General features: G+C 70.0%; 14 protein-coding genes. 10 read left to right on the top strand and 4 right to left on the bottom strand.

Annotated features, from left to right (window positions below):
* The 4 genes from ACIBH4_RS12555 to mshC all read left to right on the top strand — a co-directional run bounded on the left by ACIBH4_RS12555 (position 1) and on the right by mshC (position 3,505).
* A complete protein-coding gene (locus ACIBH4_RS12555) occupies positions 1 to 576 on the top strand; it encodes a DUF3090 domain-containing protein (RefSeq protein WP_362514254.1) in 576 nt (191 codons plus the stop codon).
* Positions 573 to 1,334 carry an SCO1664 family protein gene (locus ACIBH4_RS12550; protein ID WP_362514257.1) on the top strand — a complete coding sequence of 254 codons (762 nt, stop codon included), beginning with the start codon at positions 573 to 575 and terminating at the stop codon, positions 1,332 to 1,334. Before ACIBH4_RS12555 ends, ACIBH4_RS12550 begins: the two co-directional genes overlap by 4 nt.
* Before the next feature lie 125 nt (positions 1,335 to 1,459).
* Entirely contained in the window at positions 1,460 to 2,188 is a 729-nt protein-coding gene (locus ACIBH4_RS12545; RefSeq protein ID WP_362514260.1) for an NRDE family protein, read from the top strand.
* Positions 2,189 to 2,275: 87 nt separating this feature from the next.
* Positions 2,276 to 3,505, top strand: coding sequence for a cysteine--1-D-myo-inosityl 2-amino-2-deoxy-alpha-D-glucopyranoside ligase (mshC, locus tag ACIBH4_RS12540; protein WP_362514392.1), 1,230 nt, complete (start codon positions 2,276 to 2,278; stop codon positions 3,503 to 3,505).
* Between the two features lie 91 nt (positions 3,506 to 3,596).
* Here the strand turns inward: mshC and ACIBH4_RS12535 are convergent, their stop codons facing one another.
* Positions 3,597 to 3,800: a cold-shock protein gene (locus ACIBH4_RS12535; RefSeq protein WP_344903117.1), complete on the bottom strand. Its 204-nt coding sequence runs from the start codon at positions 3,798 to 3,800 to the stop codon at positions 3,597 to 3,599.
* A 215-nt stretch (positions 3,801 to 4,015) separates the two neighbouring features.
* Positions 4,016 to 4,492, bottom strand: a complete 477-nt coding sequence (gene def, locus ACIBH4_RS12530; protein ID WP_362514264.1) for a peptide deformylase — start codon at positions 4,490 to 4,492, stop codon at positions 4,016 to 4,018.
* Between the two features lie 239 nt (positions 4,493 to 4,731).
* On the opposite strand from def, the gene ACIBH4_RS12525 reads away from it, so the two are divergent.
* From ACIBH4_RS12525 to ACIBH4_RS12505, 5 genes are all read left to right on the top strand, one after another.
* Positions 4,732 to 6,054, top strand: a complete 1,323-nt coding sequence (locus ACIBH4_RS12525; RefSeq protein ID WP_362514267.1) for an MFS transporter — start codon at positions 4,732 to 4,734, stop codon at positions 6,052 to 6,054.
* 431 nt (positions 6,055 to 6,485) lie between these two features.
* The gene (nirB, locus tag ACIBH4_RS12520; RefSeq protein WP_362514270.1) at positions 6,486 to 8,933 is read left to right on the top strand and encodes a nitrite reductase large subunit NirB; all 2,448 of its coding nucleotides are present in this window, start codon (positions 6,486 to 6,488) and stop codon (positions 8,931 to 8,933) included.
* A 94-nt stretch (positions 8,934 to 9,027) separates the two neighbouring features.
* Entirely contained in the window at positions 9,028 to 9,381 is a 354-nt protein-coding gene (gene nirD, locus ACIBH4_RS12515) for a nitrite reductase small subunit NirD (protein ID WP_362514273.1), read from the top strand.
* Between the two features lie 85 nt (positions 9,382 to 9,466).
* Positions 9,467 to 10,636, top strand: coding sequence for a uroporphyrinogen-III synthase (locus ACIBH4_RS12510; protein WP_362514276.1), 1,170 nt, complete (start codon positions 9,467 to 9,469; stop codon positions 10,634 to 10,636).
* Entirely contained in the window at positions 10,633 to 11,535 is a 903-nt protein-coding gene (locus ACIBH4_RS12505) for a sirohydrochlorin chelatase (RefSeq protein WP_362765087.1), read from the top strand. The genes ACIBH4_RS12510 and ACIBH4_RS12505 overlap by 4 nt, the downstream gene beginning before the upstream one ends.
* On the opposite strand, the gene ACIBH4_RS12500 is transcribed toward ACIBH4_RS12505, so the two are convergent.
* Both ACIBH4_RS12500 and ACIBH4_RS12495 read right to left on the bottom strand, forming a co-directional pair.
* Complete coding sequence (locus tag ACIBH4_RS12500; protein WP_362514282.1) at positions 11,439 to 12,053, bottom strand: hypothetical protein; 615 nt, start codon at positions 12,051 to 12,053, stop codon at positions 11,439 to 11,441. The genes ACIBH4_RS12505 and ACIBH4_RS12500 overlap by 97 nt on opposite strands.
* Before the next feature lie 244 nt (positions 12,054 to 12,297).
* Positions 12,298 to 13,152, bottom strand: coding sequence for a PAC2 family protein (locus ACIBH4_RS12495; RefSeq protein WP_350947671.1), 855 nt, complete (start codon positions 13,150 to 13,152; stop codon positions 12,298 to 12,300).
* A 360-nt stretch (positions 13,153 to 13,512) separates the two neighbouring features.
* Here ACIBH4_RS12495 and ACIBH4_RS12490 point away from each other — a divergent pair, with 360 nt between their 5' ends.
* Complete coding sequence (locus ACIBH4_RS12490; protein WP_362514286.1) at positions 13,513 to 14,073, top strand: homocysteine S-methyltransferase family protein; 561 nt, start codon at positions 13,513 to 13,515, stop codon at positions 14,071 to 14,073.
* Positions 14,074 to 14,087 lie beyond the last annotated feature (14 nt).

Raw genomic sequence — 14,087 nt, 5'->3', positions numbered from 1 at the left:
ATGCCGGTCTTCGACTACGATCCACCCGAGAGGTTCGTGGCCGGTGCCGTGGGGCAACCGGGATCACGAGCCTTCTTCCTGCAGGCGCGAGGCCAGGGCAGGCTGACCACCGTGGCGCTGGAGAAGTTCCAGGTCGCGGCGCTGGCCGATCGTCTCGACGAGTTGCTCGACGAGGTGTTGCGGCGAGGTGAGGGCGGTGCCGCCGTCCCCGCCGTCGCCCCGGCCGCGTTGACGGACAACGCCCCCCTCGATGTGCCGATCAGCGAGGACTTCCGCGTCGGTGTCATGGCTCTGGCCTGGGACTCCGAGGCCGCACAGGTGGTCATCGAGGCCAAGGAGGCCGTCGCCGAGGATGAGGAGTTCGAGCCGTCCCCGATCGTCGAGCCCACGGTGCTGCGCGTGCACATCAGTCCCGGCGCCGCGAGGGCCTTCACCAAGCGGGCCATGGCTCTCGTCGCCGCCGGTCGCCCGCCCTGCCCGCTCTGCGCCCAGCCTCTCGATGCCGAGGGGCATATTTGTGTGCGGCTCAACGGTTACCGGGGTAGTAGCGCTTCATCTGCTGGAGGAGGCGAATGAGTGCTGAGAGCGAGCCGACGCTGAGTGCGGCGCCGGCCGCGGGGCTGGACGACGAGACCGCGACGCGTCTGCTCCGTGACGGCCAACTGGATGTGGCGGGCCGCCTGGTCGAGGCGACCAACATGACGCTCTACTGTTCGGTCAGGCTCGGCGGGCTCGCGGCGGCGTGCGTGTACAAGCCGGTACGGGGCGAACGCCCCCTCTGGGACTTCCCCGACGGCACCCTGGCCGCCCGCGAGGTCGCCGCCTACGAGGTCTCCGCGGCGATCGGCTGGCGGATCGTGCCGCCCACCGTCTACCGCGACGGCCCCTTCGGCCCGGGAATGTGCCAGCTGTGGATCGACACCGACCCCGAGATCGACCTGATGGTGCTGATCCGCAGCCGCCAGCCCTCCCTGCGGCGGATGGCCGTCTTCGACGCGGTCGTCAACAACGCCGACCGCAAGGGAGGCCATCTGCTGCCGCTCGCCGACGGCCATGTCTACGGCGTCGATCACGGGGTCTCCTTCTCCGCGGAGGACAAGCTCCGCACCGTGCTCTGGCAGTGGCGCGGCAAGCCCCTGTCCCGCGAGGCGATGAACGCCCTGACCCGCCTTGAGGCCGACCTGGAGCAGGGCCGCCTCGGCCGCCGCCTCCGTGAGCTCCTCACCCTCCACGAGGTCGAGGCCACCTGGGCGAGGGTCCGCAGGCTCCTCGACACCGGCCTGCACCCCCTGCCCTCCAAGGATTGGCCCGCCATCCCCTGGCCGCCGATCTGAGGCGCCTCGCCGCCCGCGCGCGGCGACGCCCGCGCCCTTGCCTTGGCGCGGCCTTACCGCGGTCTTCCCGTGGGCAGCGTGACCCCGGTCCGAGCCCGCCTCCCGCGAGGGCGTACCCTCCGGGCATGTGCACGGTTGTCGTCAGTATCGATCCGAGCGCCGAGATCCCCCTGATCGTGGTCGGGGTGCGCGACGAGTTCACCGCCCGCCCCTGGGTTCCCCCGGCCCGGCACTGGCCACAGAGCCGGCCCGGCCTGATCGGCGGGTGCGATCTCCTGGGAGGCGGCACCTGGCTGGCCGTCGACCCCGGGGCCCGGAGGGTCGGTGCCCTCCTCAACGGGCTCGGCGTGCTCGCTCCGGAGGAGTCCCGCCGCTCACGGGGCGACCTGGCTCTCCTGGCGGCCGACGGAGGCCGGCCGACGGAGGGTGAACTCGGTCACTACGACCCCTTCCACCTGCTACGGGCCGATCCCGGCGGGGCTCGACTGTGGCACTGGGACGGGATCACCCTGAAGAGGGACGACCTTCCCCCGGGAACCCACATGATCGTCAACGGCGGGTGGGAGCGCGGTGAGGAGAACGAGCGCGTGGCGTTCTTCCGCCCCCTGTTCGCAGGAGCGGGCCGCCCCTCGAAGCTCGACGGTCCATGGGATGAGTGGAGGGAACTCGCCACGGGGGCGGGGATCTCCTCCGAGGATCCTCGCACGATGATCGTCCATCACGAGCTGCCCGACGGACGGATCTTCGGCTCGGGGTCCGTCACCCTGCTGGCCCTGGCACCCGGCGGCGTGCGCTACGACTTCACCGCCGACCCTCGCGATCCCGGCGCCTTCCGCGAGATCCTCACGGAATGATCCGGTCGGCTTCCGGAGTTGAGGTGAGTGCCCCGTATACCCACCACCCCGCGCCAACCGGGGTGGTCTATCTGCTGGATAGGCTTCATTATCATGAGATCGTGGTCTGAGCCGAAGGTTCCTCGGCTTCCCGGTGCCGGTGTCCCGCTGCGGCTGTTCGACACCGCCGCGCGAGAGGTCTGCCCCACAAAGCCGGGTCCCACGGCACGGATGTACGTCTGCGGCATCACGCCCTACGACGCCACCCATCTGGGCCACGCCAACACCTACCTCGCCTTCGACCTGGTCAATCGTGCCTGGCGCGACGCCGGTCATGAGGTGCACTACACCCAGAACGCCACAGACGTCGACGACCCCCTGCTCGAACGTGCGGGGCGGACCGGCATCGACTGGCGTGACCTGGCCGAACGCGAGATCGAGCTGTTCCGGACCGACATGGAGGCGCTGCGCGTCCTGCCGCCGCGCGACTATGTCGCCGTGACCGAGGTGATCGATCAGGTCGCCGACCTGATCGTGTCGTTGCGTGACAAGGGCGCGACCTACGAGCTCCACGGCGACGTCTACTTCGACGTGGCCGCGGCCCCCAAGTTCGGCGCCGTCTCCGGCTACTCGGAGGAGCGCATGCTCGCCCTGTTCGGCGAGCGCGGGGGAGATCCGGACCGGCCAGGCAAGAAGCATCCGCTCGACTGGCTTCTCTGGCGCGCGGAGCGCCCGGGGGAGCCGTCCTGGCCCTCTCCCTTCGGCCTGGGCAGGCCCGGCTGGCACATCGAGTGCACCGCGATCGCCCTGGCGAACCTGTCCAGTGGTTTCGACGTCGCGGGTGGCGGTTCCGACCTGATCTTCCCCCATCACGAGTGTGGCGCCCACGAGGGCCATGTGGCCTGCGGGGAGTGGCCGTTCGCGAGGGCGTACGTGCACGCGGGCATGGTCGCCCTGGACGGCGAGAAGATGTCCAAGTCGAAGGGCAACCTGATCTTCGTCTCCCGCCTGCGCCAGGAGACCGACCCGATGGCCATCCGGCTGGCCCTGCTGGCCCAGCACTACCGTGCCGACTGGGAGTGGACCTCGGAGCAGCTGGCCTCGGCGGAGGTGCGGCTGGCGCGCTGGCGCTCGGCCGCGGGACTGCAGACCGGCCCCGACGCCGGGGTCGTGCTCGAAAGGGTACGCGCCCGGATCGCCGACGATCTGGACGCTCCCGGAGCCCTCGCGGCCGTCGACGACTGGGCCGAGCGGGCCCTGTCGGAGGGGGGCAACGACCCGGACGCGCCGATCCTCGTCAGGAAGACCGTGGACGCGCTGCTCGGGGTCGAACTCTAGGGGCCGACGGTCGTCCGCGCCCGAGAGACGACTGAGCCCGCACCGCGCGAGCGGTGCGGGCTCAGTCTGAAGCCTTTGAGGTCAAACCAGATCAGATGACCTGAACCTGGTCGGCCTGCGGGCCCTTCTGGCCCTGCGTGGTGACGAAGCTGACACGCTGGTTCTCCTCCAGGCTGCGGTAGCCGCCGGAGTTGATAGCCGAGTAGTGCACGAAGACATCGGCGGTGCCGTCATCCGGTGCGATGAATCCGAAGCCCTTTTCGGCGTTGAACCACTTAACGGTGCCCTCAGACAAAACTACTTCTCCTCATTGGGAGCCTCACCGAACCACCAGGTCGGCGGCACGGGGCTGCGTTGCGGACCCTACCATGCACCCGCGGAAACCATCCGGAGAAACTGTGTAACGTCCGCTGTCGGCGGACTTCTCATAAGCACTTGAGATGATAAGGCTAAACTGAGAGCTACGACTGCAACCATGCAATCCTATCCGAGGCTGCAGTGATGCGCAAGTCACGAAATGGAGTCGAGGAAGCGCTCGCGATCCTCCTCGGGGAGGTGGTCGACGAAGAGGGTGCCGTCGAGGTGGTCGGCCTCGTGCTGCAGGACGCGGGCGAGCATGCCCAGGGCGCGGACGGTGACGGGTTTGCCGAACATGTCGCGGCCACGGGCGGTGACCATGTAGGAGCGTTCCAGTGGCCACCAGCGATCCGGCGCGGACAGGCAGGCCTCATCGGCCACGATCTTCCGATCGGACAGCTCAAGGCGCGGATTCACCAGATGGCCGGACTTGCCGTCCAGTTCGTAGACGACGACCCGCAAGGGGACGCCGATCTGTGGGGCGGCCAGCCCCGCTCGGCCCGTGCCGGCCCGCATCGTGGCCTGGAGCGACTTGACCAGGACGCGCAGCTCGCGGTCGAAGGTGGTCACCGGCTCGGACACCGTGCGGAGCACGGGATCGTCGAACAGTCGGATCGGCTGGACGGCCACGCGCACTCCCCGAAGCGGACGGACTGACGTCGAAGACGGTTCCCGTTGCCGCCCTGACTCAATCGTTACTGCGTCACCCCTTTGTGTTTCCGGAATGTTGCGAGGGTGCGACCTGTGCATTGCGTATTTCCATGGTTAGTTACACGTAACCGGCGCACCATCACAGATAGTAAATGTGCGTAATGCCGTCCTCTTAGATTTCGGGATCGAAGCCCCCGAAATCGCAGGAGGAACGAACGATGGCCAAGCCCTGGATCAGCGACTGGCGGCCCGACGACCCCGACTTCTGGCAAGGACAGGGCAGGAAGGTGGCCCGCAGGAACCTGGTCTTCTCCATCTTCGCCGAGCACCTCGGGTTCACGCTGTGGACCGTGTGGAGCATCGTGGCCGTGCAACTCGGCTCCTACGACTTCTCCACCGACCAGCTCTTCTGGATCGTCGCCCTGCCCAACCTGATCGGTTCCGCGCTGCGCATCCCGTACACCTTCGCCCCGGCCAGGTTCGGCGGCAGGAACTTCACCGTCGTCAGCGCCCTGCTCCTGCTCGTGCCCGCGGTGCTGCTCGCCGTCGCGGTCGGCAACCCCGCCACCCCCTACTGGGTATTCCTGGTCATCGCGGCCACGGCGGGCCTGGGCGGCGGCAACTTCGCCTCCAGCATGGCCAACATCACCTACTTCTATCCCCAGGACAGGCAGGGCTCGGCGCTCGGGCTCAACGCGGCGGGCGGCAACATCGGGGTCAGCTCCGTGCAGCTCGTCATGCCCCTGGTGATCGGGGCGTTCGGCCTGGCCGCCGCGGGACTGTTCTGGATCCCGTTCATCCTGGCCGCCGCGATCGGCGCCTACTTCTTCATGGACAACCTGACCTCCGCCAAGGCCAGTCCCGCGGACCAGTTGAAGGTCGCCGGCCGGGCCCAGACCTGGATCATGTCGGTCCTGTACATCGGCACCTTCGGTTCCTTCATCGGCTACTCCACCGCGTTCCCGCTGCTCATCAAGAGCCAGTTCCCCGAGCAGGCATCCCTGGTCGCGCTGGCCTTCATCGGCCCGCTGCTCGGCTCGCTGGTCCGCCCGATCGGAGGCTGGCTGTCGGACCGGCTCGGCGGGGCGCGGGTGACGTTCTTCAACTTCGCCGCGATGGCGGGCGCGGCGGCGCTGGTCTGGCAGGGCCTGTCCCAGCACGCCTTCGCACTGTTCTTCTGCGCCTACATGCTCCTGGTCGCCACCACCGGCATCGGCAACGGCTCCACCTACCGGATGATCCCGGCGATCTTCCGGGCGAAGGCCGTGGCGGGTCTCGCGGCGGGTACCGAGGCCCACGAGGCCGCCGTGGCCGTCGGGAAGCGGGACGCCTCCGCCGCGATCGGGATCATCTCCGCGATCGGCGCCTTCGGCGGGTTCTTCATCAACCGTGGCTTCGGCAGCTCCATCGCCGCCACCGGGGGAGCGGGTGCCGCACTCGCATCCTTCGCCGCCTTCTACATGGTGTGCGCGGTCATCACCTGGGCCTGCTACCTGCGTACCGCGGGATCGGTGCCGAGCCTGGCGGCGGCGCGCGTGTGATCGCCGGCGTGACAGGTAACCGGTTTCGCTCACATCCGACACCGACCCTGCCGACGGACAACTCACATCGGCCTCATCGCGTATGTGAACGCGGTTAGCGGCTTGTAGCACATCGGTAACAGGGGAGACCACGCCGTGAAACCACCTGAAAGCACCATCGGATCCATGTCGGTCTCACTTCCCCCCCAGACGCGTGTGAAGGCTGGGACGACGGCGTACCGCCCCCACCGCGCTTCGCGGTACGGCCGAAACGCCGCGGCGGACGAGACCGTCACCATCATCGCCTCACGTCAGGGCGCCCGTCCCCCGGGAGAGACGGTCGCGCCGCGGGCAGGGAAGAGCGGCGCCACGACCGGTCCCGAGGGACGGGCGGACGACGGCGGAACGTACGGGAAGACGACAGCGGAGCGTACGGGAAAAGGAGCGCGGCCATGTCACGGCTCGTCGTGGTAGGACACGGACCCACATCGCACCGGCTGGTCGAGGCGCTGGTCGCCAAGGGCTTCGCGGGCGACATCACGGTGCTGGGGGAGGAGCCCCGGCCGGCGTACGACCGGGTGGCGCTCACCTCCTACCTGGCGGGCAGGAGCATCGAGGACCTCACCTATCCGACGCCGGAAGGGGTCGTGCTGCGGCTGTCGTCCAGGGTCGTGCGCATCGACAGGGAGGCGTGTGAGGTCACCACCGCCGACGGGCACCGAGAGCCGTACGACGTGCTGGTGCTGGCCACCGGTTCCAGCCCGTTCGTGCCACCGGTGCCGGGCAGGGAGCTGGACGGCTGCTTCGTCTACCGCACGATCGACGACCTCGACGCGATCAGGCAGGCCGCCTCGGGCGCCACGAGCGGCATCGTGATCGGCGGCGGGCTGCTGGGGCTGGAGGCCGCCGACGCGCTGCGGGGCCTGGGGCTGGCGACGCACGTCGTGGAGATGGGCGGCTGGCTCATGCCCCGGCAGGTCGACGAGGGCGGCGGCGCCGTCCTGCGCGGCCACGTGGAGGCGCTCGGCCTGAGCGTGCACACCGAGGCGGGGGCCAAGGAGATCGTCGCGGGTCCGGACGGGCGGGTCGCGGGCCTGGTCAAGCCGGACGGCGAGACCGTCGAGGCGCAGATCGTGGTCTTCTCCGCGGGCGTCAGGCCGCGCGACGAGCTGGCCAGGCAGGCGGGCCTGGAGGTCGGCGGGCGCGGCGGGATCGCCGTGGACGACGGGATGCGCACCGGCGACCCGGCGATCTACGCGGTCGGCGAGTGCGCCCTGCACGAGGGTGTGGTCTACGGGCTGGCGGGGCCGTGCTTCACGATGGCCGAGGTCGCCGCCGACCGCATCATGGGGGGCGAGGCGGTCTTCACCCGCGCGGACCTGTCGACCAAGCTCAAGCTGCTCGGTGTGGAGGTCGCCCAGTTCGGTGCGATGGAGGGCGCGCTGGATGTGACCTTCATGGACCCGGTGGGCGGGGTCTACCAGAAGTTGTTCGTCAGCGACGACGCCCGCACCCTTCTCGGCGGGATCTGCGTCGGCGACGCCACCCCGTACAACACCCTCAAGCCCTTCGTCGGCCGTGACCTTCCGGGGTCGCCGAGCGAGCTGTTGTTCACCGGCGGCCCGGCGAACATGGAGGTCCCCGACGACGCGCAGGTCTGCTCGTGCAACAACGTCACCAAGGGACAGGTGTGCGAGGCCATCGCCGAGCACGGCCTCACCGACGTCCCCGGCATCAAGGCGTGCACCCGCGCCGGCACCACCTGCGGTAGTTGCGTTCCGACGCTCAAGCAGATCCTCGTCTCCTCGGGCGTCGAGGTCTCCAAGGCACTGTGCGAGCACTTCGCGTACAGCAGGGCGGAGCTGTTCGACATCGTCCGGGTGCGTGGCATCACGACGTTCTCGTACCTCATCGCCGAGCACGGCACCGGGCGCGGCTGCGACGTGTGCAAGCCCGTCGTCGCCTCGATCCTCGCCTCGCTCGGCAACGGCCACATCCTCGACGGCGAGCAGGCCGCCCTGCAGGACACCAACGACCACTTCCTGGCCAACATCCAGCGCAACGGCACCTACTCGGTGGTGCCGCGCATCCCCGGCGGGGAGATCACCCCGGAGAGCCTCATCGTGATCGGCGAGGTGGCCCGCGACTTCGGTCTCTACACCAAGATCACCGGCGGGCAGCGGATCGACCTGTTCGGGGCCCGCGTGGAGCAGCTCCCGCTGATCTGGAAGCGCCTGGTGGACGCGGGTTTCGAGTCCGGGCACGCGTACGGCAAGGCTTTGCGCACGGTGAAGTCCTGTGTCGGCTCGACCTGGTGCCGTTACGGGGTGCAGGACGCCGTGGGCATGGCCATCGCGCTGGAGCTGCGCTACCGGGGCCTGCGCTCGCCGCACAAGCTGAAGTCGGCCGTCTCCGGCTGCGCCCGCGAGTGCGCCGAGGCCCGCGGCAAGGACTTCGGCGTCATCGCCACCGAGAAGGGCTGGAACCTCTACGTGGGCGGCAACGGCGGCTTCACCCCGCGCCACGCCGACCTGTTCGCCTCCGACCTGAGCACCGAGGAGCTGGTCCGCGTCATCGACCGGTTCCTGATGTTCTACATCCGCACCGCCGACCGCCTGCAGCGCACCTCCGCCTGGCTGGAGGCCCAGGGCCTGGCCTACGTCAGGGAGGTCGTCCTGGACGACTCCCTCGGGATCTGCGCCGACCTGGAGACCCAGATGGAGCGGCACGTGGCCGGTTACGCCGACGAGTGGCGTGCCACGATCGAGGACCCGGAGAAGCTGCGGCGGTTCGTCTCCTTCGTCAACGCACCCGGGACCCCGGACCCGTCCATCGCCTTCGAGACCGAGCGCGACCAGGTGAAACCGATCCTGATCCCGCTGGAGGTCGTCCGTTCCTGAGCGGTCCCGGACCGTTCTGAGCCCTGCCCGCCCGTACCGGACCGTCACCGTGACCGTCGCATCCCGAGGACCCGAGGAGAGGAGACCTTCACCGATGACAGCACTGAGAGAAGACCTGGAGACGACCCGCTGGACCCCGGTCTGCTCCTACACCGACCTGCTGCCCGAGCGCGGAGCGTGCGCGCTCGTCGGCGACAGGCAGATCGCGCTGTTCCGCGCCTTCGACGGCTCCCTGTTCGCGATCGGCAACCTCGATCCGTTCAGCGGCGCCCACGTCCTGTCCCGCGGGATCGTGGGCACCAGGGCCGGAGAGCCCGTGGTGGCCTCCCCCATGCACAAGCAGGTGTTCTCCCTCGTGACGGGGGTGTGCCTGGACGATCCCGCGGTGGCCGTGCCGACCTATTCGATCCGCGTCACCGGCACAACGGTGGAGGTGGGCTCCGCGTGAGCGCGGGCGGGTGCGGGGCGGGCAGCGTGGAGTCGCGGACGGCCGGATACCGAGGAAACATCGAGCGAGGAGTGGTGAACGACAGATGAGCATGGCCGTTCTGGACAGTCCTATCGGCTCTCCCGAGACCGCGCCCGACGCGCTGGCCGGGTTCACGATCGGGGTCACCGCCACCCGGCGGCGCGAGGAGTTCTGCGCACTGCTGGAACGCAGGGGCGCCAGGGTGGTGCGCGCCCCGGCGATCCGGCTGGTTCCCTTGGCGGAGGACGCCGACCTGCTGGCCGCGACCCGTGCCAGCCTGTCGGCCCCGATCGACGACGTGGTGGTCACCACCGGCGTCGGCTTCCGCGGCTGGATGGCCGCTGCCGAGGGCTGGGGGCTCTCCGGCGACCTCTCCGAGCATCTGACCTCGGCCAGGCTGCTGACCCGAGGGCCCAAGGCGCGCGGGGCGGTCAGGGCGGCGGGCCTGGTCGACCACTGGACCCCGCCCACGGAGTCGTGCGAGGAGGTCAAGCAGCACCTGCTCGCCCAGGACCTGCGCGGCCGCCGCATCGCCGTACAACTGCACGGGGAGCCGCTGACCGGTTTCGTGACCGCGCTGCGCGAGGCGGGCGCGGAGGTCATCGAGGTGCCGGTCTACCGGTGGCTGCCCTACCGTGACGTCTCGCCGCTGCGGCGGCTGGTCAGCCAGGCCATCTCCGGCGGGGTGGACGCGGTGGCCTTCACCAGCGCCCCGGCCGTGCTGGCCATGCTCAACTCCGCCCGCGCCGACGGCCTGGAGGACGCACTGATCGCGGCCTTCGCGGGACCGGTCGTCGCTGCCTGCGTGGGCCCGGTCACCGCCGGGCCGCTGGAGGCGCGCGGGGTGCCCACCGTGCAGCCCGAGCGCTCCCGCCTGGGCACGCTGGCCCGTGCCCTCGCCAGGCACCTGCCCGAGCACAGCGTCACCCGTCTGGTCGCGGGGGGCCACCAGCTGGAGATTCGCGGCCACGCCGTCGCGGTGGACGGCGAGCTGAAGCCGCTGCCGCCGGCGCCGATGGCGGTCCTCAAGCGTCTGGCGGACAAGCCGGGACACGTGGTGGCCCGCTCGGATCTGAGGACCGTGCTCCCCGGCGGCCCTTCGCGCGACTCGGCCGAACACGCGGTCGAGATGGCCATCACCCGCCTGCGCCGCGCCCTCGGCCCCGCGGGGATCGTCGAGACGGTCGTCAAGCGCGGCTACCGCCTGGCCTGCGACCGGGGCGAAGGCCTGTGACGACTCTGGTCCTGGCCGGGCACGGCACGCGCAGCTCTTCTGGGGAGGAGACCCTGGCGGGCCTGCGCGACCTGGTGCGCAGGGGTCGCCGGGGCACACGTGTGGAGCAGGCGTTCCTGGAGATCAGCGCACCTCTGCTCGCCGACATGCTTCCCGGACTGCCCGGCCCCGTCGTGGTGGTCCCGCTGCTGCTGGCGGGTGGTTACCACGTGCACATCGACCTGCCCTCCGTGGTGGCCGCGGCCAGGCCGGACGCCGTGGTGGCGCCGCCGCTGGGGCCGCACCCGCTGCTCGCCGCCGTTCTCGCCAGGCGGCTGTCCGCCGCCGGGCTGAGGGCGGCCGACTCGGTGATCCTGGGGGCGGCGGGGTCGTCCGATCCCGCCGCGCTCGCCGACGTGCGGGCGGCGGCCCGGCTGCTGTCGGTCCGGCTCTCCCGTCCGGTCACCGCGGCCTTCGCCGCGACGGGCGCCCCTTCGGTCGCCGAGGCACTGGATCGGCTGCGCTCGGGACCCGCGCCGCGGATCGCGCTCGCCTCCTATCTCCTGGCTCCCGGCTTCTTCCAGGACCGCCTGGAGGCGTCCGGCGCCGACCTGGTCGCCGCACCCCTGGGGGTGGACGCCGACCTGGCCGCGCTGGTGTGGGCCCGGTTCGACCAGGCCCGCCTGGCGTCGGTGGCCTCGAAAGGCGGCCAGGCCCGCCGGACGTCCGTGGCGGCGGGGGCCGGGGCACGCCAGGCAGCGCCGGAGCGCGAACGTCCCGGCTCAGGCGGGGGGCACCTGGCGCCGGTGGTCCCGGGGGCCGATCAGTCTCGCTGGGGCTCCAGCCTCAGCTCCCGGACGATCTCCTCGGCGACCTCGTCGCGCGACGGCAGGAAGTCGGGGCCGAGAAGTATCTCGTAGTAGGCGTGGCGGAAGCACCCGGCGAGCAGCAGCCTGGCGCTGGCGACCGGGACGACCCCGGGGGAGAGGCGCCCCGCCCGCTCCTCGGCCGCGAGATATGTGGCGAGCGGGATGATCTCCGACATCGGGTCGATGTCGCTGTCGCGCATCGCCTCGCGGAACCGGACGGTGACCGAGGGGGAGGTGAAGGCGGGCAGCGCCGCCGACTGGACCTCGCAGTAGTAGTCGATGCCGGCTCGCGCGATGGGCAGAAGGTTCTCGCTCACCCGGCCCTTGCCGACCAGATACATCAGGTCGTCGAGAATGCGCCGCCAGACCGGGAGCCGGTCCTGCAGCAGGGCGAGGAACATGTCGACGGCGTGTCCGGAGGCGGTGCCCCGGGAGCGCGGCTGCGAGGCGTCGTCGGCCTCCTCGCGTTTCATGAACGCGGCCAGCTCGAGGACGCGGAGCCGCGCGTCCTGCGCGTTCCTGTGCGGGTCGGCGGTCTTGTGGTAGGGGTCGATATAGGGAGTCGCCATGATCGCCCTAACGTGCGCAGTCACATGGACAGGTGGTCGTGGCAGTGATGCGTCGTCCGTCGGTCCCTCGCGGGAGGCCGTGTCCTTCCTGGCCGTGGAGTCACCGACGTCCGGTTTGCCGTTCGGCGTCCCCGAGGGTCCGGGACGCGCCCGATCAGTGCTGTCGGCCCGGGCCTGACCCCAGGATCAACTGGATTCAACCTAGGCGAAAAAGGGCGTCCGGTGGTAACCGTACGCCGTGAGTTCAGCCGTCGGAGTCACGGTCGCGGCGGCGCAGATAGCGCTCGAACTCGGCGGCGATGGCGTCGCCGCTCGCCTCGGGCAGCTCGGCGGCGTCCTTGCGCTCCTCGAGCTCCTTGACGTACTCGGCGACCTCGCTGTCCTGGGAGGCGAGCTCGTCGACACCGTGCTCCCAGGCCCGGGACTCCTCGGCCAGCTCGCCCAGCGGCATCGGGATGTCGAGCAGGTCCTCCATCCGGCTGAGCAGTGCCATGGTGGCCTTCGGGTTGGGCGGCTGGGCCACGTAGTGGGGCACCGAGGCCCACAGCGACACGGCGTGCAGCCCGGCGGCGCCCAGCGAGTGCTGGAGGACGCCGACGATGCCCGTCGGTCCCTCGTAGCGGCTCAGCTCCAGGTTGATCGCCCTGGCCAGGCCCTCGTCGGTCGCCGATCCCACGATCGGCACCGGGCGGGTGTGCGGCGAGTCGTTGAGCAGCGCGCCGAGCAGAACCGCGAGCTCGACTCCCAGCTCGCGGCAGACCAGCACGATCTCCTCGCAGAACGCACGCCAGCGCATGTTGGGCTCGATGCCGCGCAGCAGCACCACGTCGCGGTCGACGCCCGGGGGTCTGGCCACCGACAGCTTGGTGGTCGGCCAGGTGATGGAGCGCGTCAGCCCCTCACCCATCTCGACGATCGGGCGGGTCATCTGGAAGTCGTAGTATTCCTCCGGGTCCAGGGAGACCAGCGGGGTCGCCTTCCACTCGTCCTCCAGATGCGCGATCACTCCGCTCGAAGCCTCACCCGCGTCGTTCCACCCCTCGAACGCGGCGATCATCACCGGGTCGACGAGCTCGGGCAGACCTTCGATCTCGATCACGCGCCCCCTCCTTCTCACCTCACGCCCTATCCGGCTAAGCCTATGTGGTGAGGGGGCCTTCACGTCACCTTCCCGGCGCGGTGTGGACGATCAGGACGTTGCGGTCCGCGCGCCGAGCCTCACCATCCTCGCGAGGGTCCGCCGGGCTCGCCGGGCTCTCAGCCATCGGCCGAGAGAGGCGCCCTTGGCGCCCCGGGGAATCGCCCGCGCGGGCAGGGGCGGCAGGAACCGATGAGGATGGTGCGATCATCCATCATCAGCACATAAGGAAATGCTTAGGAAATTAGCGCAATTAATTGGATAAGTTCAGTCACTGTCAAGAACAATCAGCGCCCGGACGGATCCCAGTACGCTTGCCCCATGACAAGCAGCCCGTCTCTCCGTGAGGTCCTGGCCGAGCGCGTGACGGTCGCCGACGGGACGATGGGGACGACGCTTCAGGCCCACGACGTCACCATGGACGACTTCCGAGGCCACGAGGGCTGCAACGAGGTGCTCAACGTCACACGCCCCGACAGCGTCCGCGCCGTGCGCAAGGCCTACTTCGAGGTGGGGGTCGACCGCGTCGAGCCCAACACCTTCGGCGCCGATCCTTCAGCTCTCGGCGAATACCACATCTCCGAGCGTGTCTTCGAGTATTCCGAGGCCGGTGCCCGCGTCGCCCGCGAGGCCGCCGACGCCCACTCCACCCCCGGCCGCCCCCGCTTCGTGCTCGGCTCCATCGGACCGGGCACCAAGCTCCCCTCGATACTCATTCGGCTATCCGGCCTGCCCCAACCTGGAGGACCAGGTGCAGCTGACGGGGCTGCTCGATCCGGCCAGGATCGGTGTCGAGCTGTCGGAGGAGTTCCAGCTCCCCCTGAGCAGTCGACGTCGGCGCTGATCGTCCATCATCCCGAAGCCAACTATTTCAACGTATGACCGGTGTGTGATCG

Source organism: Streptosporangium sp. NPDC050284 (assembly GCF_044459525.1).
Classification (GTDB): domain Bacteria; phylum Actinomycetota; class Actinomycetes; order Streptosporangiales; family Streptosporangiaceae; genus Streptosporangium.
Note: the sequence above shows the minus strand (reverse complement) of the source record. Positions and strands in the feature narration are given on the sequence as shown.